The organism is Phycisphaerales bacterium (assembly GCA_035627955.1).
Taxonomy (GTDB): Bacteria; Planctomycetota; Phycisphaerae; order Phycisphaerales; family UBA1924; genus JAEYTB01.
Window position 1 is genome coordinate 64,882 of sequence record DASPKU010000015.1, and the last position, 25,187, is coordinate 90,068.

At 68.9% G+C, this 25,187-nt stretch carries 19 protein-coding genes; 16 read left to right on the plus strand and 3 right to left on the minus strand.

Going from position 1 to position 25,187, the window contains the following annotated elements; genetic code table 11:
• The first annotated feature begins 10 nt into the window (after positions 1–10).
• From VD997_13070 to VD997_13090, 5 genes are read left to right on the plus strand one after another with little or no spacing between them, the layout of a single operon-like run.
• Positions 11–1,366, plus strand: coding sequence for a hypothetical protein (locus VD997_13070; protein HYE62920.1), 1,356 nt, complete (start codon positions 11–13; stop codon positions 1,364–1,366).
• Complete coding sequence (locus VD997_13075; protein HYE62921.1) at positions 1,363–2,850, plus strand: DUF5691 domain-containing protein; 1,488 nt, start codon at positions 1,363–1,365, stop codon at positions 2,848–2,850. The genes VD997_13070 and VD997_13075 overlap by 4 nt, the downstream gene beginning before the upstream one ends.
• Positions 2,847–3,953 (plus strand): AAA family ATPase, encoded by a 1,107-nt coding sequence (locus tag VD997_13080; GenBank protein ID HYE62922.1) that lies wholly within the window; start codon positions 2,847–2,849, stop codon positions 3,951–3,953. The genes VD997_13075 and VD997_13080 overlap by 4 nt, the downstream gene beginning before the upstream one ends.
• Positions 3,954–4,013: 60 nt before the next feature.
• The gene (locus tag VD997_13085; GenBank protein HYE62923.1) at positions 4,014–6,290 is read left to right on the plus strand and encodes a DUF5682 family protein; all 2,277 of its coding nucleotides are present in this window, start codon (positions 4,014–4,016) and stop codon (positions 6,288–6,290) included.
• Complete coding sequence (locus VD997_13090; GenBank protein HYE62924.1) at positions 6,287–7,477, plus strand: VWA domain-containing protein; 1,191 nt, start codon at positions 6,287–6,289, stop codon at positions 7,475–7,477. Before VD997_13085 ends, VD997_13090 begins: the two co-directional genes overlap by 4 nt.
• A gap of 21 nt (positions 7,478–7,498) precedes the next feature.
• Here VD997_13090 and rtcR read toward each other — a convergent pair whose 3' ends face one another.
• Positions 7,499–9,103, minus strand: coding sequence for an RNA repair transcriptional activator RtcR (gene rtcR, locus VD997_13095; protein ID HYE62925.1), 1,605 nt, complete (start codon positions 9,101–9,103; stop codon positions 7,499–7,501).
• Between the two features lie 224 nt (positions 9,104–9,327).
• Here rtcR and VD997_13100 point away from each other — a divergent pair, with 224 nt between their 5' ends.
• The 4 genes from VD997_13100 to rtcA all read left to right on the plus strand — a co-directional run bounded on the left by VD997_13100 (position 9,328) and on the right by rtcA (position 15,428).
• Positions 9,328–10,905: a hypothetical protein gene (locus VD997_13100; protein HYE62926.1), complete on the plus strand. Its 1,578-nt coding sequence runs from the start codon at positions 9,328–9,330 to the stop codon at positions 10,903–10,905.
• A gap of 592 nt (positions 10,906–11,497) precedes the next feature.
• On the plus strand, positions 11,498–13,054 hold the full coding sequence (locus VD997_13105; GenBank protein ID HYE62927.1) for an RtcB family protein: 1,557 nt from the start codon (positions 11,498–11,500) through the stop codon (positions 13,052–13,054).
• A 458-nt stretch (positions 13,055–13,512) separates the two neighbouring features.
• On the plus strand, positions 13,513–14,313 hold the full coding sequence (locus VD997_13110) for a hypothetical protein (protein HYE62928.1): 801 nt from the start codon (positions 13,513–13,515) through the stop codon (positions 14,311–14,313).
• A gap of 104 nt (positions 14,314–14,417) precedes the next feature.
• Positions 14,418–15,428: an RNA 3'-terminal phosphate cyclase gene (rtcA, locus tag VD997_13115; GenBank protein ID HYE62929.1), complete on the plus strand. Its 1,011-nt coding sequence runs from the start codon at positions 14,418–14,420 to the stop codon at positions 15,426–15,428.
• 10 nt (positions 15,429–15,438) lie between these two features.
• On the opposite strand, the gene VD997_13120 is transcribed toward rtcA, so the two are convergent.
• Together VD997_13120 and VD997_13125 are read right to left on the minus strand one after the other, a co-directional pair.
• Positions 15,439–15,891 (minus strand): hypothetical protein, encoded by a 453-nt coding sequence (locus VD997_13120; protein ID HYE62930.1) that lies wholly within the window; start codon positions 15,889–15,891, stop codon positions 15,439–15,441.
• A gap of 40 nt (positions 15,892–15,931) precedes the next feature.
• Positions 15,932–16,414: an Rrf2 family transcriptional regulator gene (locus VD997_13125; protein ID HYE62931.1), complete on the minus strand. Its 483-nt coding sequence runs from the start codon at positions 16,412–16,414 to the stop codon at positions 15,932–15,934.
• A gap of 265 nt (positions 16,415–16,679) precedes the next feature.
• On the opposite strand from VD997_13125, the gene ccoN reads away from it, so the two are divergent.
• The 7 genes from ccoN to VD997_13160 are packed head-to-tail and all read left to right on the plus strand — an operon-like array spanning position 16,680 to position 25,172.
• Positions 16,680–19,079, plus strand: a complete 2,400-nt coding sequence (gene ccoN, locus VD997_13130) for a cytochrome-c oxidase, cbb3-type subunit I (GenBank protein HYE62932.1) — start codon at positions 16,680–16,682, stop codon at positions 19,077–19,079.
• Complete coding sequence (locus tag VD997_13135) at positions 19,076–19,252, plus strand: hypothetical protein (protein HYE62933.1); 177 nt, start codon at positions 19,076–19,078, stop codon at positions 19,250–19,252. The genes ccoN and VD997_13135 overlap by 4 nt, the downstream gene beginning before the upstream one ends.
• On the plus strand, positions 19,245–19,856 hold the full coding sequence (locus VD997_13140) for a cbb3-type cytochrome c oxidase N-terminal domain-containing protein (protein ID HYE62934.1): 612 nt from the start codon (positions 19,245–19,247) through the stop codon (positions 19,854–19,856). Before VD997_13135 ends, VD997_13140 begins: the two co-directional genes overlap by 8 nt.
• 25 nt (positions 19,857–19,881) lie before the next feature.
• On the plus strand, positions 19,882–21,348 hold the full coding sequence (ccoG, locus tag VD997_13145) for a cytochrome c oxidase accessory protein CcoG (GenBank protein ID HYE62935.1): 1,467 nt from the start codon (positions 19,882–19,884) through the stop codon (positions 21,346–21,348).
• Positions 21,341–21,847, plus strand: coding sequence for a FixH family protein (locus VD997_13150; protein ID HYE62936.1), 507 nt, complete (start codon positions 21,341–21,343; stop codon positions 21,845–21,847). The genes ccoG and VD997_13150 overlap by 8 nt, the downstream gene beginning before the upstream one ends.
• Complete coding sequence (locus tag VD997_13155) at positions 21,844–22,590, plus strand: sulfite exporter TauE/SafE family protein (protein ID HYE62937.1); 747 nt, start codon at positions 21,844–21,846, stop codon at positions 22,588–22,590. Before VD997_13150 ends, VD997_13155 begins: the two co-directional genes overlap by 4 nt.
• Positions 22,591–22,604: 14 nt before the next feature.
• The gene (locus tag VD997_13160) at positions 22,605–25,172 is read left to right on the plus strand and encodes a heavy metal translocating P-type ATPase (protein ID HYE62938.1); all 2,568 of its coding nucleotides are present in this window, start codon (positions 22,605–22,607) and stop codon (positions 25,170–25,172) included.
• Positions 25,173–25,187 lie beyond the last annotated feature (15 nt).

A 25,187-nucleotide genomic window follows, 5' to 3' on the forward strand; every position in this document is an offset into this window, starting at 1 on the left:
ACTCCCCTACGTGCAGCCGCTCACCCAGCAGCAGGTCCTCGCGCTCGCGCCAGATGCTGCCTCTGCCACCGCGGGGCAGGGGCTGTGTGCGCTCAAGAAGTGGACCAGCGTCGGGCGGAGCGGGCGGGCCGTGTGGGGCCTGTGCCAGGGTTCAGGCAAGGACCCTTACCAGATCCGCGTGGACCTCACCGGCCCGGCGTTCAAGTGCAACTGCCCGAGCCGCAAGTTCCCCTGCAAGCACGGCCTTGGGCTGATGCTCCTATGGGCAAAGGAACCCAGCGCGTTCAAGGAGCAGGACGAGCCCGGCTGGGTCAGCGAGTGGATCGAGGGCCGGGCAGAGAAGCAGGAGAAGAAGGTCGAGAAGGCCAAGGCCGTGGCCGAGAAGCCAGTCGACCTCGAGGCCCAGGCGAAGCGCGCGGCGCAGCGCGATGCGCGCGTCCGCGAAGGCGTAGCGGGGTGCCGCTTGTGGTTGGATGACCTGTTGCGGCGCGGCCTCGCGGCGGCGCGCTCGGGCAGTGCGCTGAGCGAGATGGAGAAGACAGCCGCTCGACTCGTGGATGCGCAGGCGCCCGGCCTCGCGGGGTATGTGCGGCGCACACCCGAACTGCTCGTCTCAGGTGATGGCTGGGAGGCGCGAATACTCGACCATCTCTCGCGGCTGCACCTGCTGCTCGCCGCCGCGGAGCAGCTCGGGTCGCTGCCGCCGGAACTGGGCACGGACGTCCGCACCGCGCTGGGCTACACGCAGTCGAAGGACGAGGTGCTGGCCGCCCCCGGCGTGCAGGACCGCTGGTGCGTGATCGCGCAGCTGATCGAGGAGGAGGACCGGTTGCGCTCGCGGCGGACGTGGCTGCTGGGCCGCGGAACGGGCCGGCGAGCCCTCGTCCTGGACTTTGCTGCGGGGCTCCAGCCGCTGGACACGAGCCTCGTCGCAGGCGTGGAGTTTGAGGGCGAAGTAGGGTTCTACCCGTCGCGCCTGCCGCAGCGGGCACTGATCAAGTCGCGCGATGCGGGCGCCTCCCTCACCCAACTGCCCGAGGGAGCGGCTGACGGTTCAATCGAGGCTGCGCTCAGCGGCTATGCGGGTGCGCTCGCGCAGCAGCCCTGGATGTTCCGGTGGCCGATGGTGCTCGCGGGGGGGGGGCTTGTGCAGCACGGCAGCAGATGGCTGATCGCGGACAGCTCGGGTGCGGCCCTGCCAATCAGCCCTGCTTTCGCCCGCACGCTTCACCTTTGGCGACTCCTCTCAGCCACGAGTGGCAGGCCGGCGCTCATCACCGGCGAGTGGGACGGCGAGAACTTCCTGCCCCTCAGCGTGATAACTCCGGCGGGGTACGAGGACGTCGCCCCAAGGGGGGCCGCATGACGCAAGCTGCCGCACAATCACCGCCGCAGGTGCTCAAGCAGCTGATCCCCGGCGTGCTCGTCGGCCTCAGCCGCGATCAGCAACAGCCGTCTCTAGTGCTCACCCGCGCCGCCCGCGCGGCCACCCGCGCCCGCGCCGGGTTCAAGCCGGTCCCCGCGGGCACACCGCTGCCCACCTGCCCAGACGACGCCAGCCCCGCCGCAAGCCCCGGCGCAGGCGCAATCCTCGACCGACTGCTCACCGACCCGGACGCGGGGCTCATCGAAGAATGGGCCACGCTCGCGCAGGATCGCGGCGTTCGTGTCGCTGACCGCAGTGTCACTGACCTTCTCGAGTGGTGGTCCCGCCAGCCGCGCCGCTCCGAGGCGGTGTTCGCGGCAACTGGCGCACGCGGCCAGTGGCTCGCGTCGCTCAACCCCGAGTGGCGCAAGCCCGTGGCCGTCACCGCCGTCCCCGCTCACGCGGACGAGTTGTGGCAGACTGGCACTGGCGCAGAACGTGCGGCCCTGCTGACCACGATTCGCCGCCATGACCCGGCCCGGGCCCTCGGGCTCGTGCGGTCCACGTGGGCCGATGATGGCGCGGACGATCGGCGCCGCTTCATCGACGCCCTGCTCGCAGACGCGTCGATGCTCGACGAGCCGTTCCTCGAGTCCGCCCTCGATGATCGGGCCAAGAGCGTCCGTCGTGCCGCTGCGGCCGCGCTGATCACGATCCAGGGTTCCCGCCTGCGCGCCCGCATGACCGCGCTCGCCCGCACCATCATCAAGGCCGACAAGAAGAAGGGTGCACTCACGAGCGGCGTCGTCATCACGCTGGCTCGTCCGGCGGAGTACGACCAAGCTTGGGACCGCGACGGCATCGAAGAGCAGCCCTCCGGCGGAGGCGGCAAGCGCGCGTGGTGGACCAGGCAGGTCCTGGCGGGAGCCGATCTCAAAGTCTGGACCGAAGTGTCCGGACTGCCGCCCGAGCGCGTCCTTGAGAGCTTGGACCAGGACGACGTCACCGACGCGCTCGACGCGATCACCCGCGCCGCGCAGCTCGCCCGCAGCCCCGAGTGGGCTGGCCCCGTCGCCCGCACGGTGCTCGCACTCGAGCCCAAGAAGGTGCTGGAGCTCACCACCCTTTGGCCACTGCTTACCCAGGATGATCAGGAGGCCCTCGTATCCCGCATCATCGAGGCCCCCAAGCTCACGTTCTACGACGTGCTCGCCGCGCTCGCGGCCCTCCCCGGCCCCTGGTCGCCCGCGCTCTCCACCCGCATCCTCGCATTGTTCCAGAAGCACGCGACCTCCAAGAAGCCCGACGCCTGGCTGCTCGCCGGTCCCATCGACGCCATGGTCCGCAAGCTCTCTCCCACTGCCGTGGACGCCATGGAGCAGACCCTCGCCGCAATGTTCAGCGCCGAGTCCAGCAACACGATCCAGAAGACCATCGACAAGCTTCGCCTCCGGGCGGAGATGCACAAGGAGTTCAAAGCGTGAGCAAGACGGCCGCACCCGCACCATCCCCCGCCACGCTCCGGGACACCGCCGAGCGGCAGTTCGCCGCCGAGCTCGCGGCGCTCCTGAAGGCCGATGACCGCCCGCGCCCGCCGAAGTGGAGGCTGTCACCCTGGGCCGTGGTCACCTACCTCGTCGGCGGCACGCTTGCCGACGGCACGGTCATCACGCCCAAGTACATTGGCAATCGCCGCCTCATGGAGATCGCCGTCGCCACCCTCGCCACCGACCGCGCACTGCTGCTGCTGGGCGTTCCCGGCACTGCGAAGAGCTGGGTGAGCGAGCACATCGCCGCGGCTATCAGCGGCGACTCGACTCTCATGGTCCAAGGCACCGCCGGCACGCCCGAAGAAGCGATCCGCTACGGCTGGAACTACGCCCTGCTGCTCGCCAAGGGCCCGAGCCGAGAGGCCCTGGTCCACAGCCCGGTGATGCGCGGCATGACCGAGGGCAAGATCGTGCGCGTAGAGGAGCTCACGCGCGTCCCCAGTGATGTGCAGGACACGCTGATCACGATCCTCTCCGAAAAGACGCTGCCCGTCCCCGAGCTCAACGAAGAGGTGCGCGCGGTCAAGGGCTTCAACATCATCGCGACCGCCAACGACCGCGACAGGGGTGTCAACGAGCTGTCGAGCGCCCTGAAGCGGCGCTTCAACACCGTCGTGCTCCCCGTGCCCGAGACGATGGACGAAGAGGTGGACATTGTGCAGCGGCGCGTGGTGCAGATGGGCAAGGCCCTCGAGATCCCCGCGGAGACGCCCGCGATGGATGAGATCCGGCGCGTGGTCACCATCTTCCGCGAGCTGCGCGATGGGAAGACCACGGACGGGAAGAGCAAGCTCAAGCAGCCCAGCGGCACGCTCAGCACGGCCGAGGCCATCAGCGTCATCACCAACGGGTCCGCGCTCGCGGCCCACTTCGGCGACGGCAAGCTTCGGGCAGCTGACGTCGCCAGCAGCATCATCGGCGCAATCATCAAGGACCCCGTGCAGGACCGCATCGTGATGCAGGAGTACCTCGAGACGGTGATCAAGGAACGCGACGGCTGGAAGGACCTGTACCGGGCGTGCAAGGACGTGATGTAATAGATGCCCGGTGAGCTGCACGTTTTTGGGATTCGCCACCACGGGCCAGGTTCGGCCCGCATGGTCGTGCGCGCTCTCGAGAAGCTGCGGCCGGACGCGGTGCTGGTCGAGGGTCCGCCCGATGCCGCGCAAGTTCTTCCGCTTGCAGCCGCCACGGGCATGAAGCCGCCCGTGGCGCTGCTGGTGTACGAGCCTGACGAGCCTCGCAATGCGAGCTACTACCCTTTCGCGGAGTTCTCGCCCGAGTGGCAGGCGATCCGCTGGGGGCAGCAGAACGCGGCGAGGGTGTCGTTTATCGACCTGCCGCAGGCACTGCGGGGTAAGGAACTGCCGAGTTCCGAGTCCCGAGGGCCGGGTCCCGAGTCCCAAGGGCCGAGCGACAAGAGCGCGCCAGAGCCCAACTCCGAACTCGGAACCCAGCACTCCGCACTCGATCCTCTCGATCAGCTCGCCCTCGCCGCCGGCTACCCCGACGGCGAGGCCTGGTGGGGCCGCCTCATCGAGGAACGTCGCGGCGACCACGACCCGCTCGCCGTCTTCGACGCCATCCGCGAAGCGATGGCCGAGCTCCGCTCCACCCGCGACACTTCACCACCACACTCGGCGCCCGGCACTCGGCCCTCGGCACTCCGTAACGACCCCGATGAGCCCGCCCGAGAGGCCCACATGCGACGCTGCATCCGCGCCGCCCTCAAGGAGCACGAGCGTGTGGCTGTCGTCTGCGGCGCGTGGCACGCGCCGGTGCTCACGGCGGACGCACTGAAGCACAAACCCGTGAAGGCCGACGACGAGGTCCTCAGGCCGCTGACGAGGCGCAAGACCACCGCGACCTGGGTGCCCTGGACCTACGACCGCCTGTCCATGTTCTCCGGTTACGGCGCGGGCGTGCTCAGCCCCGGCTGGTACGAGCACCTCTGGCTCAACCACGCCCGCTTCTCCGAAACCTGGCTCACCAAGGTCGCGCGCCTCATGCGCGACGAGGACCTCGACGCATCGCCCGCGAGCGTGATCGAGGCTGTCCGCCTCGCCGACTCCCTCGCCGCTCTCCGCGGCCACTCTATCGCCGGCCTGCCCGAGCTCAGTGAGGCCACCCTGGCCATCCTCTGCCACGCGAACCCGCTCCCGATGAAGGTCATTGAGCGCAAGCTCATCATCGGCGTGCGCCTTGGAGAGGTGCCCGAGGACGCCCCCGCCGTTCCGCTCCAGCGCGACCTCGCTGCGGAGCAGAAGTCGCTCCGCCTCAAGGTCACCGCCGACGATCAGCTCCTCGACCTCGACCAGCGCAAGGACATCGACCTCGCGCGCAGCCGACTCCTGCACCGCCTCGCAATCCTCGGCATTCCTTGGGGCAAGCTCGAGGCCGACCAGCGTCAACGCGCCAGCTCGTTCCACGAGGTCTGGCGCCTGCAATGGAGGGCCGACTTCGCCGTCGCGGTGATCGAGGCCGCACGGTACGGCAATACGGTGCTCGACGCCGCGGCCGCCTGCGTCCGCCACCACACCCAGCATGCTTCCAGCCTCGCCGCGCTCACGACGATGCTCGACCACGTCATGCTCGCGGACCTTCCCGCAGCCGTGGAGCACCTCGTCGCGCGCATCCAGGAGCTCTCCGCCGTCGGCGCAGATGTGGGCACTCTGATGGTGGCGCTCCCGCCGCTCGCACGCGTGCTCCGATATGGCAACGTCCGCAAAACCGACGCCGCGCTCGTGGCGCCGCTCGTGGCAGGGCTGCTCACCCGGATCTGCACCGGCCTGCTCCCGGCTTGCGGGGCGCTCGATGACGACGCCGCGCACGCCATGCGGAGCCGCATCGACGACGTGCAGGGCTCACTCTCGATGCTCGACGACCCCGCCCTGACAACCCCGTGGCACGATGCTCTCCGACGGGTCGGCAACGCCGACATGCACGGCCTGGTTGTCGGCCGCTGCTGGCGCATCCTGCTCGACTCGGGGGCCTCATCGACCGAGGATGCCTCCGGCCACCTCTCGCTCGCGCTCTCGCCCGGCAACGACCCCGCCAAGGCCTCGGCCTGGCTCGAGGGTTTCCTTGCCGGATCGGGCATGGTGCTCGCTCACGACGACCGCCTGCTCGCCATCATCGACCAGTGGGTCACAACGCTGCGGCCGGAGATCTTCGATCAGGTCTGCCCGATTGCCCGCCGCACGTTCTCGAGCTTTGAGCCCCCAGAGCGCCGGCAGATCGGCGAGCGTCTCAAGCGCGCGGGCGCACCCGGCCCCACAACAACCACCCACGCAGCAGCAGTTGAAGACTACGACCCCGCCCGCGGCTCGCTGGTGGAACCCGTTCTCAACCTCATCCTCGGGAAGGAAGCATGACGACGCCCCCGCCCATCGACCCGCAGGAACGGCTCAAGCGCTGGCGCATGCTCCTGGGCGGCGACGCCTCCGACGGGATCGGTATCCGCCTCACCGGGCGCGACGAGGCAATGGACAACGCCATGAGCGCGCTCTACGACCCCAAGCCGGGCATGGGCGGCGGCCGGCGCGGCGGGCTCGGCGCGTCGGCCCCCACTGCCGCCCGCTGGCTCGGCGACATCCGCGAGTACTTCCCCAGCTCCGTTGTGCGCGTCATGCAGAAGGACGCCATCGACCGACTTGGCATGAGCAGCCTCCTCCTTGAGAAGGAGATGCTCGACGCGATCACACCGGACATCCACCTCGTGACCACGCTTATGTCATTGAGTGGCGTGATCCCGCAGAAGGCGAAGGCCACTGCCCGGCTCATCGTGCAGCGCGTCGTTCGCGATCTCCAGAAGAAGCTGGACGCGCCCATGCGTCAGGCCGTTATCGGGGCGCTCAAGCGCTCCACCCGCACCCGCCGCCCTCGCCACGGCGAGATCGATTGGAACCGGACGATCCGCGCCAACCTCAAGCACTACCAGCCCGAGTACAGGACCATCGTCCCTGAGACCCGCATCGGGTACGGCCGCAGGCGGAACGAGCTCCGCACCATCATCGTGTGCATCGACCAGTCCGGCTCCATGGGCCAGAGCGTCGTCTACTCAGGTGTTTTCGGCGCCGTGCTCGCGTCGATCCCCGCCCTCCGGTCGCATGTGGTTGCGTTTGACACCAGCGTCGTCGACCTCACCGAGAAAATGGCGGACCCTGTCGACGTGCTCATGGGCGTGCAGCTGGGCGGCGGCACCGATATCAACCGCGCGCTCGCCTATTGCGAAACCCTCATCAACCGCCCCCGCGACACCATCTTGGTACTCATCACGGACCTTTACGAGGGCGGCGACAACGCCCAGATGCTCAAACGGGCCGCGTCGATCGCCGGCTCGGGCGTCAAGTTCGTCACCCTGCTCGCCCTCGGCGACACCGGCGCCCCAACGTTCGATCAGAACAATGCCGCGGCCATGGCGAGCTTCGGTATCCCCAGCTTCGCCTGCACGCCCGACCGCTTCCCCGACCTCATGGCCGCGGCCATCCAGGGGCGGGACCTCGGCCAATGGGCCGCCGAGCACGACCTCGCTACCGCCCGCCCGCACGCGACCGTCTGATCTCGGAGCGCCTCGACCGCCTCAGCTCGCGCGCACCACGCCCGCCGTGCTGCTGTCCCACTTGAGCCCGAACCGCGCCAGGTACTTCCTGAGGCGGTCCGCATCGTTCAGGCTCGTGCGCTGTGCGCGCGACTGACTGAACAGCTGACGCCCCGCTTCCGACAAGGTCCCGCACACTGCACACACGGTCAGCACATCCGCCAGTTGCACACGATCGAAACGATCCAGCTTCGATGCCTCCTGTTCACCGAGCGCCCGCGCGCACGGGTCCTCGCCCGGACCCGCGCCCGACCACCCCTGCCGCAGCCGTCCCACCTCCGCCGCGACGACCTCCTCCGTGATCCTCCCACTCGCGGAGAGCGTCGCCATCCGCGTCACCGACGCCGAAAGATCCCGGAAGTTGCCCGCCCAGACCGCATCCGCGCTGGTGGCAAACCGCAGGTACGCAGCGCGGGCCTCAGTGCTGAACCGAACCGTCCTCCCCGTGCGCTTTGCGTACTGGTTGAGCTCATAGTCCAGGTTCGGCTCGATGTCCTCGACACGCTCGCGCAGCGCCGGCAGGCAGAACGTCCACAGGTTGATCCGCGCCAGCAGGTCGTCGCGGAACTCACCCGAGCGCACCCGCGTCAGCAGGTCTCGATTCGTCCCCGCGATCAGCTGGAACTCGCTCGAGACCTCGTGGTCCGCGCCCAGGGGCATGAACCGCTTCTCCTCGATCGCCCGCAGCAGCATCGCCTGCTCGTCCAGCCCCAGCTCGCCGATCTCGTCCAGGAACAGCACGCCCTTGTCCGCCGAGCGCAGCAGCCCCGGCCGGTCGCTCGCCGCGCCGGTGAACGCGCCCTTCCTGTGCCCGAAGAGCGTGGACATCGCCGCGTCCCCGCGGATCGTCGCGCAGTTCACCTCCACGAAGGCCCCCGTCACCAGGTTCCGGTGCCGCCGCAACTCGTACACGCGCCGCGCCAGCTGGCTCTTGCCGGCGCCCGTGGGCCCCATCAGCAGCATCGGGTCTGCCGAGTTCGCGGCGACGTGCTCGACCTCCTCGATGAGCCGGTTGAACGTCCGGTTCCGCGTCGCGATCCCCGACTTCAGCCCAGTGATGTTGTCCTTGAACTCGCGCTGGAACCGGGCCGCGATGCGGTGGTACTTCGACAAGTCCAGATCGATGACCTTGTACTCACCCTCGCTCCCCGCGTGCTTGTTCCGGGGGCTGGTCTGGATCAGCTTCGCCGGGAACTTCCGCGTCTCGGTCAGCAGGAACAGGCAGATCTGCGCCACGTGCGTGCCGGTTGTGATGTGGATGTAGTAGTCCTCGCGCTCCGTGTCGAAGGGGTACTGGTCCGCGAAGTCGTGCAGCGCGGTGTACACCTCCTCAAAGTCCCACGGATCGCTCGGGTTGACCAGGTGGCACTTGACCTCCGTCTCCGGCGACACCTGCTTGATGTCCTCGCACACCGTCCGCGTCAGGCTCTCCGCCATGCGCGGGTAGAGCAGCTCCAGCCGGTCGACCGCGAGGTCCTCCTGCTGACACAGCGACACCGTGGGCCGCCACCGCTCCCAGCGCTTCTCGTTGCGCCCGGTATCCAGCGTCGTGCCCAGCAGCCCGATCACCACCGTCTTGCGACCCATCACCCACCTCCACACGCCCGCCGGCGGGCCTTATCCATTCGGATAACCACTCTATCAGATCGGCTCGTCCGCGCGAGCACTTCCCCGGGTCCACCCTCATTCCCGCCGCAGGAAAGCGGTTTCGGCCTCTGGCACGCCGCTCGCAATGCATCTCCCCATCGCCCGCACGGCCGCAGTGGCCGCGGGATGCCGGGCCCCACCAGGGCCCGAACCGGAGGTGCCCCATGGCCAACAAGTCGCTCTTCCAGTCCACCCTCGCCCGCCTGCTCCCCGAGGCCGACACCGTCAACGAGGCGCGCGGCATCGCCTACAAGCTCAGCCCCAAGCAGATGCTCGCGCAGTACGCCGCGACCGGCTGCCTCAACTCCACGTTCTACGCCAGCGCCGAGGACCAGCTCAAGATCGTGATCGACCTCGCCTCCGCCGTGGAGCCCGAGTTCGTCGCCAAGGTCGCGCTGTACACCCGCAGCAAGAGCCACATGAAGGACATGCCGGCCCTGCTCGTCGCGGTGCTCAGCGTGGTGTCCCCCGGCCTCATGGCCGAGGTGTTCGACCGCGTGATCGACAGCCCGAAGATGCTCCGCAACTTCGTGCAGATCATGCGCTCGGGCGCCGTGGCGCGCAAGAGCCTGGGCACCCTGCCCAAGCGCCTCGTGCTCCAGTGGCTCGAGACCCGCACCGACGAGCAGCTCTTCCGCGCTTCGGTCGGCAACGACCCGTCGCTCGCGGACATCATCAAAATGGTCCACCCCAAGCCCCTCACCGCGTCCCGCGCGGCCCTGTACGGCTACATCCTCGGCAAGCCCCACAACGTGGAAGACCTGCCCGAGCTCGTGAAGCAGTACGAGGCCTTCAAGGCGAACCCTTCGATGTTCACCAGCAGCGACATGCCTGACGTCCCCATGGACATGCTGACCGGCCTGGCGCTCGAGAAGCGCCACTGGATGGCCCTGGCCCGCAAGGCGTCTTGGCAGCAGCTGCGGATGAACCTCAACACCTTCACGCGTCACGACGCGTTCAAGGACGGGAGCATCGTGCCGCAGCTGGCCGCGAAGCTCCGCAGCCCCGTGGAGGTGGCGAATGCGCGCGTGTTCCCGTACCAGCTCATGGCCGCGTACGCGAACACGGGGGATGACGTGCCGCGCGGCCTGCGCGAGGCGCTCCAGGACGCGATGGAGGTCGCGGTCGGCAACGTGCCGGCGATCGACGGGCGCGTCTGGGTGCTCCCCGACGTGTCGGGCTCCATGCAGTCCCCGGTGACGGGGCACCGCAAGGGCTCGACCACGAAGGTGCGGTGCATCGACGTGGCGGCGCTCGTGAGCGCGGCGGTCCTGCGGAAGAACCCGCAGGCCCGGGTCCTCCCCTTCTCCGACGACGTCCTGAAGGCGGACCTCAACCCGCGCGACAGCGTGATGACCAACGCCCAGCGGCTGGCGAGCCTGCCGTCGGGCGGGACCAACTGCTCGGCGCCGCTCGCGTGGCTCAACCGCCACAATGAGAAGGCCGACCTGGTGATCTTCGTCTCGGACAACGAGTCGTGGGTCGACAGCAAGGGCTTCTCGGGACTCTCCCGCTCGACCGCCACCATGGACGAGTGGGCGAAGTTCAAGCGTCGCAACCCCGCGGCCAAGCTCGTGTGCCTGGACATCCAGCCCCACGGCTCGACCCAGGCCCATGAGTCCTCCGACATCCTGAACATCGGCGGCTTCGCCGACTCGGTGTTCAGCGTGATCGCGGCCTTCCACAGCAACACGCTCGGCCCCAACCACTGGGTCGGCGTGATCGAACAGGAGACGATCTGATGCAGTCAGACAATCAGTGACATAGTCCCCGCCTCGCTTGGCACGCGGGCGGGGTCCGGGCCGAATGCTCCTGGGACTACATTCAAGTTGTAACGTCTCATGAACACCTCGTCGGCCCGGACCCCGTCCCGCGTGGGATAGCAAATGTCGGTCGGACGCGGCGAATGCCGGTGGGAGTACATCCAACAACCCTCTCACCAACCACTCGTCGCCGCGGCGGCCACAGAGAAAGCAAGGAGCAGCGATCACATGATCGACGGTCGGACGCGGCGAATGCCGGCGGGAGTACATTGGTCGCGCGCAAGCGCTCGCGGGTTCGAATCCCGCCCCGGGTAACCGGGAAGCTCTCGCCAACCTTGTCGCCGCGGAGGACCGCTGAACTTGAGGAAACGAGCGGCCGTCGGTGTGCGACGGTCCACGACGAATGCCCTGATGGGAGTACACCTTAAGGAGGTCCAGGTCGCGGGTTCGAGTCCCGCCAGATCCGCTTCAACACGCACGGGTCTGTAGCTCAGTGGTAGAGCGGGAAAAAACCTCTCATCGCCCTTCGTCGTCGTGGACCGACACACACCAGCCCAATGGAATCATCAACATGACCACCGACCCCGACACCCCCAGCTCACCTGCCGTCACGGCCCCCGCCGCGACGACCAGCACGCCGCCCTCACCGTTCATCGAGACCGGCGAGGCCACGGCCATCCTCCCAGTCGCCAACGGCAAGACGCCGCCCATCACCGTGATCGCCACCAAGGCGATCCGCGACGGCTTCGACACGCTCTGCATCCAGCAGGCGATCAACTCGCGCCTCGCCCCCGGCGTCACCGACATCATCCTCAACCCCGACGCCCACGCCGGCTACGGCGCGCCCATCGGCTGCGTGCTCGTCTCACCCACGCACATCTACCCCGGCCCTGTCGGCGTCGACATCAAGTGCAGCTTGAGCCTGCTCCAGCTCGACATCCCCGAGGACGTCATCGCCGACAAGAAGCTCCGGCGCGCCCTCATCAACGCCATCCTCGAGCGCACCCCCACCGGCACCGGCCGCGGCCAGCGCGAGGCCCGCAAGGGCCGCTACGTGGACGCCACGCTCGGCCAGCGTGTCGTAACCGAGGGCGCCTCCGCGGGCGTGCTCACCGAGCTCGGCATCCCCACCGAGTGGGCCCAGCGCTGCGAGGACAGCCACCACCTGGGCCACGACGGCACCGCTGACGCCCTGCGCGAGCGGCTCGCCCGCCACACCGCGGCCCCGCAGGCCTACGAGCTTTTCGCCAGCAAGATCCGCCAGCTGGGCTCCTACGGCGGCGGCAACCACTTCGGCGAGGCCGAGGTCGTGCACGTCGAGGACACCGAGCGCGCCCGCACCGCCGCGGAGGTCTTCGGCCTGCGCGACCGGCACGTCGCTTTCCTCTCCCACTGCGGCAGCCGCGGCTGGGGTGCCCTCCTGGCCGACGGCCAGTTCAAGGCCATGAACCAGAAGTTCGCGACCTGGGGCATCCAGCTCCCCGGCGGGGACCGCCACATGGTGCACGCGCCGCTCGGCACGCCCGAGGCCGACGCGTACCTCGACGACATGGCCATGGGCGCGAACTTCGCGACCGTCAACCACATGCTCATCAACGCGCTCGTGCTCGAGGCTTTCCAGGAAGTGCTCCCGGGCACCAGGGGCCACCTCGTTTACTTCATCAGCCACAACATCGCCCGCCAGGAGATCGTCAACAACAAGCCCGCGTGGGTGCACCGGAAAGGCGCCACCCGCGCGTTCCCCGCGGGCCACCACGCACTGCGCGACACGCCCTTCGCGTCCACCGGCCACCCGATCCTCCTGCCGGGCAACCCCCAGGACGGCTCGAGCGTCATGGTCGCCGAGCCCGGCGCGTCGCTCTCCTGCTACAGCGTCAACCACGGCGCCGGCCGCCGCATGAGCCGCACGGCCGCGAACAAGACCCTCGACCAGAGGTCCATCGATGCGAGCTTCGACGCCGCGGACATCCTCACCAACTGCCGCAACTACCCGCGCGACGAAGCACCCCGCGCGTACAAGGACTTCGAAGAGGTGCTCCGCAGCGTCAAGCAGGCCGGCCTCGCCAGCGAGGTCGCCCGCCTCAAGGCCCGCTTCGTGATCAAAGACAGCGACAAGGCCGACGACTGACGAGAGTGAACTGTTGTCGTGCCACCGAGATGTCTTCATCTCGGTGCGCTTCACACACGGAGCAACCATGCACGCAAGCAAAAAAATCGCTCCGCTGCTTGACAACGCTGAAATCCCCGGTATTTTCCTCCCCAACCACAGGTGAAACCCATGCAGTGCATTAACCCATTGCCCGCATCCTCTCGGTAATCACCGGCCCCCTCACAATGTGCTCGCCCAGCGAGGCCGCGTGGGACGGCCCGATGTTCACGGTGCGCCCCAGGCCACACCGTCAGTGATACCGCCACTGGCCAACCCACATTCCTGAGCCCTGACACGGCGATCCTCCGCGCCCTTGCAACACAGGCCGCGTGGTACCGCCGCGCCCATGGCTCGCACGTTCTCACACCAACCCCGCGCCCGCGGCGTGCGCCATCACTGCGCACCCGCGGTGCACACAACGCGAAAGCGAGTTTCCCATGGATGATGCCATCCATCTCACCCGCCCCTTCGAGCGCATGGGCGCTCGGGTCCGGCTCTCGACGTTCACCAACGATCCGCGCCGGATCTCGGTGAACATCCTCCGCGACCGCAAGGGGCAGTTCTTCACCGTCGCGGCCGGCGACGGCGTCCGGCTGTGCGTCCCCCAGGTGCAGGAGGACAAGCGCCACCTGCTCCTGGTCTGCAAGGTGCTCGGGACCGATTCGGTCCACAAGTACCTCTGCGGTCACGACGAGCGCGAGTGGTTCGCCGCCGCCGTCCCCGAGGACCGCGGCGTCTCCGACGTCCGTTCCGCGATGGCGGCGCTGATGCCGCCCGAGGTCCGGGCCGAGGCGGCCAAGCGCGGCGTCAAGGGGCGGGAGCTCGGCTCCCGCCACACCGAGGCGTACCGCCGTCAGGGCGAGTGGTTCTTCCTCCCCCGCGAGGGCTTCACGGTCGACGACGAGTTCGTCAACCGCAACGAGATGCTCTCGCGCGGCGGCGGCAAACCCCACTTCGCCGAGTTCGGCTACCGCACCGGCGGCGAGAATGTCTACTCCAACCGCGACTACATGCGGGGCGAGTGGCTCAGCGAGCAGCGGTACCGCCGCCTGATGACCGAGTATCCGGAACTGGCGCGCCGGAACTGGATGTCGGCCCGCATCAACATGCGGGTCTACGTCAAGGGACGCATCCGCCACCCTGACCACGCCACCATCAACCTGTGGTGCTGGCACGAGGTGCTGATGAACACCGAGAACCGTGCTGCCGCCATGCAGCACCTGCGCTTCATCGACTGATGAGGCACGCTCCCTGAGGGCGCTGGTGGAGACACCAGCGCCCTGATTCTAACTCTCAGACGCGGCGCGATGGGCGCGCCCGCGATATCGTGAAGGACTCAGCCATGATCCACATCGACGGCTCACAAGGCGAGGGCGGCGGCCAGATCCTGCGCTCCTCCCTCGCGCTCTCCATGGCCACCGGCAAGCCCTTCCGCATCGCCAACATCCGCGCCGGGCGCGACAAGCCCGGGCTCAAGCGTCAGCACCTCACCTGCGTCCGCGCCGCGGCCTCCATCTGCGCCGCCGAGGTCACCGGGGACGAGGTCGGCTCCATGGACGTCACCTTCACGCCCAGCGCCGTCACCCCCGGCGCCTACCACTTCCCCATCGGCACCGCCGGCAGCACCACGATGGTGCTCCAGGCCATCCTGCCGCCGCTGCAGCGGGCCGACTACCCCTCGCGCATCACCGTGGAGGGCGGCACCTACAACAAGGCCGCCCCGCCCTTCGACTTCTTCGCCCGCGTGCTCGTGCCGCTGCTCAACCAGCTCGGCCCCACCATCACCGCGCACCTGGAGCGCCCCGGCTTCTTCCCCGCCGGCGGCGGCCGCCTCGTCGTGGAGGTGCAGCCCACCGCCACGCCGCGCCCGCTGGCTCTGCTCGAGCGCGGGCGCGCGACCACCCATGCCGCGCGCGCCATCATCTCCAAGCTCCCCGCCTCCATCGGCGACCGCGAGTTGACCGTCGTCGGTGAGCGCCTGGGCCTGCCCGAGGACCAGCTCCGCATCCACGAGGTCCGCGACGCCCTCTGCCCCGGTAACGCCCTGTGCATCGAGCTCGGCTACGAGCACGTGACGGAGCTCTTCTCCAGCGTGGGCGAGCTGGGCCGCTCCGCCGAGTCCGTCGCCCGCGAGGCAGCCGACCAGGCCCGCGAGTACATCGCGTCCAAGGCCCCCGTGGGCCCGCACCTCGCCGACCAGCTCATGGTCCCGCTCGCCCTCCTCGCCGGCGGCGAGTACATGACCGGCCGCCTGACCGAGCACTCGACCACCAACATCCGCACCATCGCGGCCTTCGGCGGCGAGGTCGTGGCTCGCCCCGACGGCCGCGTCAGAGTGTTCGCGATGCGCTGAAGCCGCCAAATCAGCGCCGCGTGCGCGCCTTGGCCGTGGGCCCCCACACGCGCCGCTGATCCTCGTCATAGATCGTCACGTCCGGCTTCCCCGCCGGGCTTACGCCGATGAACAGCCGCTGCTTGCCGCTCACGTCAGTCATGCCCATGCGCGCGCCGCCGCGTGTAGAACCCAGGAACACCCGCGTGGAGCCGCCATCGTCCACCAGCTTGATCGTCGGCCCCGTCGCACCGACCATCACCTCGAGGGCCAGTTCCCCGTCCTCGTGCAGCATCGCCAGGCTCGGGCCGGCCCTCCCGCTCGACAACACCGCGCGCACACGCCCGCGCTCATCCACCAGCCGGAACTCCGATGCGGTCACCGACGCCGCAGTCCGCCCCGCCGCGCCCCCACGCTTCACGCGCACGCCCGGGCGGTTGACCGCTTTGCCAGACTTCGCGCCCGCCTTGCCGCTCCGCTTCATGTTCGCTCTCCCCTGACCACATTCCGCGTGCAACCCGCGTTCACTGGTCCTTGGCGGCCACCGAGATCGTCGGCATCAGCGGCATCACCGCCCCGCCCTTCACGCCCTTGCCCCACCGCCGGCGCGTCTCGAACGCCGCGATGTCCGCGATTGTGGTCGACTTGAGGAACTCCACCTGCTTGCCGCGGTGGGCCGTCCAGAACTTGTGCGCCGGGCACGCCCGCTCATCAGAGCACTCCGCCGTGCCCAGCATGCACCGCTTCTGCACGATCGGATCGCCCAGCGCCTGGCACAGGTCAAACAGCGTGATCTCCCGCGGCTCACGCGCCAGCGTCACGCCCCCGCCCACGCCCCGCTGCGTGTTCACCAGCTGCATCCGCGAGAGTGAATGGATGATCTTCGCCAGGTACGGCCCGGGGATGTCGCACCCCTCCGCGACCTCCTTCACCAGCACCGGCTTCCCGCCGGCCGCGGCCACATAACCCAAAGCCGTCGCGGCATATCCGACCGCCTGCGTGAGCATGGACGAACCCTCCGATCAGCCCCAACTCTACGAATATGTGATCGGCAGGTCAACTATGCTTCCGCGCTTCCGGGGCGCGCGCTCTCGACGGCTCCTGACCGAGCCGTCCCCTGAACAGGCACACGTTCCCATCTACCCCGTCGATAAAGCTGCGAATTCGAGCCCGCCGCGGATGTCTCCATTGACAAGCAGTTGACTTGTTACTCATGTATTCAGTAGAGTTCGTCCGCACTGAACCAGGGCCACCTCCGGAGCAGCCACTCCAATGTCACCCGCCATTACCGCTGACCACCCCCACACCGCCCCCCGCCCCAGCGTGCGCCCACCCGCCGCGCTCGAGAGCTTCTCCTACGACGACGACATCGTCCGCAAATTCCTGCTGATGACATTGGTCTGGGGGCTGGTGGCCACGCTCGCGGGCGTCGTGATCGCCGCGCAGCTGGTCATCCCCAACCTGCCTTTCGACTGGGCGTTCCTGGGCATGAAGCCCTTCATGCTCCTCAAGCCGCTGACCGACACCAGCTGGCTCACCTTCGGCCGCCTCCGCCCGCTGCACACCAACGCGGCCATCTTCGCCTTCGCCGGCAACGCCATCTTCGCCGCCGTCTACTACTCCACCCAGCGCCTCTGCAAGAGCCGCATGTGGAGCGACACGCTCAGCAGGCTGCACTTCTGGGGCTGGCAGGCCATCATCGTCGCCGCGGCCGTCACGCTCCCCCTCGGCTACACCCAGGGCAAGGAGTACGCCGAGCTCGAGTGGCCCATCGACATCATGATCGCAGTGGTGTGGCTGGGCTTCTTCGGCACCAACTTCTTCATGACCATCAAGAACCGGCGTGAGCGGCACATGTACGTCGCCCTCTGGTTCTACATCGCCACCATCGTCACCGTCACCGTCCTGCACGTCTTCAACAACCTCTCGCTGCCCATCGGCCTCTACCACTTCCTCACCACCGGCGAGTCCATGAGCACAGAGGTGTTCATGAAGTCCTACCCCGTGTACGCGGGCGTGCAGGACGCCTTCATGCAGTGGTGGTACGGCCACAACGCCGTCGCCTTCTTCCTCACCACGCCCTTCCTGGGCCTCATGTACTACTTCATGCCCAAGGCGGCCGAGCGGCCGGTGTACTCCTACCGCCTCTCCATCATCCACTTCTGGTCCCTGGTGTTCATCTACATCTGGGCGGGGCCCCACCACCTGCACTACACCGCCCTCCCGCAGTGGGCCAGCACGCTCGGCATGCTCTTCTCCGTCATGCTCTGGATGCCCAGCTGGGGCGGCATGATCAACGGCCTGCTCACCCTCCGCGGCGCGTGGCACAAGGTCTCAAGCGACCCCGTGCTCAAGTTCTTCGTCGTGGGCATCACGTTCTACGGCATGGCGACCTTTGAGGGGCCCATGCTCTCGATCAAGAGCGTCAACTCGCTCAGCCACTACACCGACTGGACCATCGCCCACGTGCACAGCGGCGCCCTGGGCTGGAACGGCTTCATGGCCTTCGGCATGATGTACTGGCTCCTGCCCCGCCTCTTCCAGACCCCGCTGTGGAGCAGGAAGCTCGCCAGCACCCACTTCTGGCTCGGCACCATCGGCATCCTGCTGTACATCTCCGCCATCTACTGGGCGGGCATCACGCAGGGCCTTATGTGGCGCGCCTTCGACCAGACCGGCCGCCTCGCCTACCCGGACTTCATCGAGTCCGTCAACGCCATCCAGCCCCACTACTGGGTGCGCCTCATCGGCGGCCTCATGTACGTCGCGGGCATCGTCCTCGCCGGCGTCAACTTCCTCATGACCTGGCGCAGCCGCCCCGCGAATTACGACGTCCCCGTGCATCAGGCCGCGGCCCTCGCGCCGCTCGCCAGGGAAGCCCGCTACGCCGACGAGGTCGGCAGCAGCAGGCTGACCGGCAACATCGAGGCCGGCCGCAAGCTCGACATGTTCCTCCAGGGCACCTGGCACCGCCGCTGGGAGCGCCTGCCCCTCCGCTTCACAGTCTGGACCATCATTGCCGTGGGCGTGGCGTCGCTTTTCGAGATCATCCCCACGTTCCTCATCCGCTCCAACGTCCCCACCATCACCTCCGTCAAACCCTACACCCCCCTCGAGCTCGCCGGGCGCGACATCTACGTCGCCGAGGGCTGCTACAACTGCCACTCGCAGATGATCCGCCCGATTTTCGCCGAGACGAAGCGTTACGGCGAGTACAGCAAGCCCGGCGAGTTCGTCTATGACCATCCGTTCCAGTGGGGCAGCCGCCGCATCGGGCCCGACCTCGCCCGCGAGGGCGGCAAGCAGTCGGACCTCTGGCACTACCTGCACTTCAAGGACCCGGCCCAGATCACCAAGGGCTCCATTATGCCCGCCTACCCGCACCTGCTCGAGGATGAGCTGGACTTCGAGGCCGTCCAGGCCCGCGTCGACGGCATGGCCATGCTCGGCGTGCCCTACGGCGACGCGGTGAAGGAAGGCCACGCCGCCGCCAGCGCCCGCGAGCAGGCCGCCCGCATCGGCGAGAACATCGCCCAGCAGGGCGGCCCCGAGGGCGTCGCCACCAGGCAGGTGACCGCGCTGATCGCCTACATGCAGCGCCTGGGCACCGACATCAAGAACGCGCCGGCCGCCGCGCCCGCCGCCGACACCGCGAAGGAGGTTGGCAAGTGAGACTCAGCGACATCCTCGGACACCTCGACCTGACCGTGTGGCCCAAGATGGCCCTCGTCCTCTTCCTCGCCGTCTTCGCCGGTGTGACCTGGCGCGTCCTCCGCACCAGCCGCGCCGACATCGCCCGCGCCGCCTCGCTCCCCATCGACGACGAAGGAGCCCCGCATGTCTGACCACGCCCCCACCACCCCCACCAACTCCAACGCGCCCGGACGCGACCAGCTCACCAGCCACGACTACGACGGCATCCGCGAGTACGACAACCCCACGCCAGGCTGGTGGCACGCCGTCTTTGTCGCCACCATCGTCTTCTCCATCTTCTACTTCATGTTCTTCCAGTTCAGCCCCGCCGCGTGGACCCCCGAGAGCGTCCACGCCAAGGCCGAGGTCGCCAACCTCAAGAAGCAGTTCGCCGAGCTCGGCACCCTCGCCCAGGACGAGCCCACGCTCCACCGCATGATGAACGAAGTCAAGTGGATGAGCGTCGGCGAGAGCATCTTCAAGGGCTCCTGCGCCTCCTGCCACGCCGACAAGGGCCAGGGCCTCGTCGGCCCCAACCTCACCGACGACCACTACAAGAACGTCAAGGCCCTGGGCGACATCCTCTCCGTCGTGAACAACGGCGCCGCCGGCGGCGCCATGCCCGCGCAGAAGCTCACCCTCCACCCCAACGAGGTCGTCCTCGTCTCCGCCTACGTCGCCAGCCTCCGCGGCCGCAACGTCCCCGGGCGCGCCCCCGAGGGCGACCGTGCCCCCGCCTGGTCCTCTCCCAAGTAACCGCCGCCGCGCCTCACGGCCGCTCATGCCCACCACCACCGACCCAACTCCGATCCCCCCCACCGTCTACGAGCAGCGCCACGGCACGCTCTCCACCCTCAACGAGGACGGCTCCCGCCGCTGGCTCAACCCCCGCCCCTCCCGCGGCCGCTTCTGGACACGCCGGCGCGCCGTCGCCTATACCCTCATCGCCCTCTTCACCGCCATTCCTTACATCACCGTCAACGGCCTGCCACTCGTCCTGCTCGACATCGTCCACCGCCGCTTCACGCTCTTCGGCTACACCTTCCTCCCCACGGACACGCCGCTCTTCGTGCTGCTGATGGTGGCTGTCTTCCTCGCCGTGTTCCTCGCCACCTCCGTGCTGGGGCGCGTGTGGTGCGGCTGGGCATGCCCGCAGACCGTCTACATGGAGTTCCTCTACCGCCCCATCGAGCGACTCTTCGAGGGCGAGCCCGGGCGCTCGAAGCAGCCGACGGGCGGCCTCAAGCGCGTGCTGAAGTGGGCCGTGTACATCCTCGCGTCGCTCTTCATCGCCCACACCTTCCTCGCCTACTTCGTCGGCATCGACCAGCTCAAGACCTGGGTCACCCGCAGCCCCTTCGAGCACCCCACGGCCTTCCTCCTGATGGCCGGCGTCACCGCCGCCATGCTCTTTGACTTCGGCTTCTTCCGCGAGCAGATGTGCACCATCGCGTGCCCCTACGGCCGCTTCCAGTCCGTCATGCTCGACCGCGGCTCGCTCATCGTCGCCTACGACCGCAAGCGCGGCGAGCCCCGCGGCAAGGCCAAGCGCGTCTCGCTCCCGGTCCTTGACGCCGCGCCCCAGGGCGACTGCGTCGACTGCCGCATGTGCGTCACCACCTGCCCCACCGGCATCGACATCCGCGACGGCCTCCAGATGGAGTGCATCCACTGCACGCAGTGCATCGATGCCTGCGACGCAGTCATGACCAAGGTCGGCCGCCCCACCGGCCTCATCCGCTACAGCAGCCAGCGCGCCCTGGAGGGTGAGCCCCGCAAGGCCCGCCCGCGCGTCGTCATCTACTCCGCCCTCCTCGCCCTCATTACCTCCATCTTCACCCACGGCATCATCACCAAGCCGCCGGTCGACATCAACCTCCTCCGCGGCCGCGGCATGCCCTTCAACGAGCTGCCCAGCGGCCTCATCAGCAACCAGCTCCGCGTCAAGGTCACCAACCGCCTGATGGAGCAGGCGACCTGCACGGTCTCCCTCATCAACGCGCCCGCCGGCGGCCGCATCGAGATCGAGTCCTCCCCCAACCCCTTCACTGTCGCGCCGGGCGAGCAGACCACCATTGCCGTCATCGTCCTCCTGCCCCGCGAGGTCTTCGTGCCCTCGGGCACCTTCGACGCCCGCATCGCCATCGAGACCGCCGACGGCTACCGCACCGAGCACACCTACCGCCTGCTGGGCCCCATGAACAACCGCGTCCGTCGCGACGCCCCCAAGGAGCCCAGCCGTGGCTGAGCAACCCCGCCGCCTCCCCCGCTGGCCCTTCATCATCATCGCCCTGCTGGGCGTGCAGATGATCGGCGTCCTCACCATGATGCGCATCGCCGGCGACGACCCCGCCTTCGGCGTCGAGCCCGACTACTACGAGAAGGCCGTGAAGTGGGACTCCACCGCCGCCGCCCGCGCCAGCGCCGACCAGCTCGGCTGGTCCATCGACGCCACCCTCGGCCCCGTGATCAGCGCGGGCAACGAGCGCGAGCTCCGCGTCACCCTCCGCGACCGCCACGGCGCCGCGCTCAACGCCGCCGCCGTCAGGGCCGAGGTCTTCTGCCACGCCCGCTCCGCCTCGCGCCAGGAGGCCGTGCTCACCCCGCTCACCCCCGGTGAGTACGCCGCCCGCATCGTCGCCCCCCGCGCCGGCCTCTACGAGGTCCGCCTCGACATCGTGTGCAACGGATCCCGCGCCGAGGTCGCCCGCACCATCGAGATCGCCGAGAAGGCCGCCGCCAGGTGACACCCCTCATCGCCGCCATCTTCCTCGCCAGCCTTCTGGGCAGTATGCACTGCGCGGGCATGTGCGGCGCGTTCCTCGCCTTCGCGATCACCCCCGGCGAGAAGCCTGTGAGCAAGGCCGCGCTGCAGGCCGCGTACCACACCGGCCGCCTCGTCACCTACACGGCATTGGGGACCCTCGCCGGCGCGCTGGGGCACGCGATCGATCTGGGGGGATCGATCGCAGGCCTCCAGCGCACCGCGGGGGCGCTGGCGGGCACCATGATGGTCGCCTTCGGCCTCCTCGCGATCGCCCGCGTCATGGGTGTCAGGCTCCCGCGCCCGCCCGTCCCCGCGCTCATGGAACGCGCCCTCACCGCCGGCCACCGCGCCGCGTTTGACCTCCCGCCGCTCGCCCGCGCCGCCATGACCGGCCTGCTCACCACGCTGCTCCCCTGCGGTTGGCTCTACGCCTTCGTCATCACCGCCGCAGGCACCGCCAACCCCGCGCAAGGCGCCCTCGCGATGCTCGTCTTCTGGCTCGGCACCCTCCCCGCCCTCATCGCCCTGGGCACCGGCCTCCAGTGCCTCGCGGGCCCGCTTAAGAGGCGCCTCCCGCTCATCACCAGCCTCGCGGTCGTGTGCGTCGGCGTCTTCACCGTCATCACCCGCATGACCGGCCACCCCCACGGCCACGCGCTGCCCGCGAGCGCCATGCTGCTCGAGGAGCACGCGCCAAACCTCCCCGCGGAGTGCAACCCGTGACAATCACTACAACCATGTCAACGAACTCCGCCGCGCCGCCCCGTATCTCCGCGTCGGTCGCCTGCACCCACTGCTCGCTCGCGGTGCCCGCCGGCCTCATCGAGCCCGACGCCGAGCACCAGTTCTGCTGCACCGCCTGCGCCACCGCCTACTCCCTCATCCACTCCTGCGGCCTCGACGCCTACTACCGCCTCCGCGCCGCGACCGAAACCGACAAGGCCCCCGCCAAGGCCACCGGCAAGCGCTTCAGCGAGTTCGACGACCCCACCTTCACCAGCCTCTACACCAAACCGCTCGCCCACCTTCAAGGTGGGTACCGCACCGCCCGCCTCATGCTCCAGAACCTGCACTGCGCCGCCTGCGTCTGGCTCATCGAGAAGCTGCCATCAATCGTCCCCGGCGTCATCGAGTCGCGTCTCGACTTCCGCCGCGGCACCGTCGATCTCACCTGGGACCCCTCGCTCACGCACCTCTCGCGCATCGCCCAGGCCCTCGACTCTCTCGGCTACACGCCCCACCCCAGCAAGGACGGCGAGGCCCAGTCGCTCCGCACCATCGAGGACCGCCGCTTCATGAAGAAGCTCGCCGTCGCCGGCGCCTGCGCCGGCAACGTCATGCTCCTCGCCTTCGCCCTCTACGCCGGCGCCTTCGACACCATGCAGTCCAGCTACGAGCAGACCTTCCGCTGGCTCAGCCTCGTGCTCGGCCTGGTCTCGCTGCTCGGCCCCGGCCGGCTCTTCTTCAAGAACGCCTGGGCCGCCGTGCGCACCCGCACGCCCCACCTCGACCTCCCCATCACCCTCGCCCTTCTCTCCGGCGGCGTCTTCGGCACGATCAACGTCATCCGCGGCCACGGCGAGATCTACTTCGACGCCCTCACCGTCCTCGTGTTCCTGCTCCTCGTCGGCCGCTTCTTCCAGGCCCGCCAGCAGCGCTGGGCTGTGGACTCCATCGAACTCCTCTTCTCCCTCACGCCCACCAGCGCCCGCCGCCTCAAAGACAGCGCCGCCACCGAAGTCCCCATCGAGTCCCTCATCCGCGGCGACCTCGTCGAGGTCCGCGCCGGCGACTCCATCCCCGCCGACGGCGTCGTCGTCAGCGGCGCCTCCAAGGTGGACCAGTCGCTGCTCTCGGGCGAATCCCGCCCCGTCACCGTCGCCGAGGGCGACCACGTCGCCGCCGGCGCGGTGAACATCACCTCCACGCTCACCCTCCGCGTCGAGGCCACCGGCGAGGACACCCGCGTCGGTCGCCTCATGAAGACCATCGCCGACGCCGCCAGCCGCAAGCCCCCGCTCGTCCGCTTCGCCGACCGCATCTCCGGCATCTTCACGTGGTCGATGCTCGGCCTCTCGGCGTTCACGTTCCTTCTCTGGCTCCTCCGCGCCGACCTCGCGACCGCCCTCGACCACGCCTCCGCGCTGCTCATCGTCACCTGCCCCTGCGCCCTGGGCCTCGCCACGCCGCTGGTCTTTACCATCGCCATCGGCCGCGCCGCCCGCCACGGCGTGCTCATCAAGGGCGGCGACGCCCTCCAGCACCTCGTCAACAAGGACCGCCGCGGCACACTGTTCCTCGACAAGACCGGCACCATCACCCACGGCCGCATGTCCGTGGTCTCCTACTCCGGCCCCGAGGACCTCAAGCCGCTCATCGCCGCCGCGGAGCGCCACAGCAGCCACCCCATCGCCAGGGCCCTCGTCGCCGCGTTCGGCGATCTCCCCGCGCCCGACCCCCACGAACAGTTCGAACGCCTTGTCGTGCGTCAGGTCACCGGCGGCGGCCTCGAGGTCACCGCCTTCGAGCTCAACCGCGAGCCGCTGCACCTCCGCATCGGCTCACCCGCGTTTGTTGGCGGCAACGCTCACGGCCTCGACGGCCTCGACCCCACCCTCACCCCCGTCCTCGTCTCCGTGAACGGCGAGCACGCCGCCACCATCGGCCTGGGCGACGCGATCCGCGCCGACTCCCCCGACTCGATCCGCACCCTGCAATCCCAGGGCTGGGACGTGCAGATCCTCTCGGGCGACGACCCCGCCTTGGTCCGCTCCGTCGGCCGCGCGCTCGGCCTCCCCGACCACGCCTGCCGCGGCGGCCTCTCCCCCGAGGACAAGCTCGCCATCGTCCGCGCTTCCACACAGGAAACCACCACCGTCATGGTCGGCGACGGCGTCAACGACGCGGCCGCGCTCTCCGCCGCCACCGTGGGCATCGCCGTCGCCGGCGGTGCTGAGGCCTCGCTCGCCGCCGCGGACATGTACCTCCAGCGCCCCAGCCTCGCCCTGCTCGTGGACCTCACCACCGCCGCCCGCCGCACCATCCGCACCATCCACTGCTGCTTGTGCACCTCGGTCTTCTACAACGCCATCGCCGGCGGCCTCGCCGTGTACGGCCTCATCAACCCCATCATCGCCGCGTTCATCATGCCCGTCAGCTCGCTCACCGTCCTCGCCGTCGTCTACCGCCGCGCCACCTTCCCCGTGCGCGCGACGAACTCCCCCACCGCTCCCCCACCGCACCCGCTCGACACAACCACGCCAACCGCCACCGCTGCGCGCACCGCCGACCTCATCCCCGTCTGACCTCTGCCCGAAGGG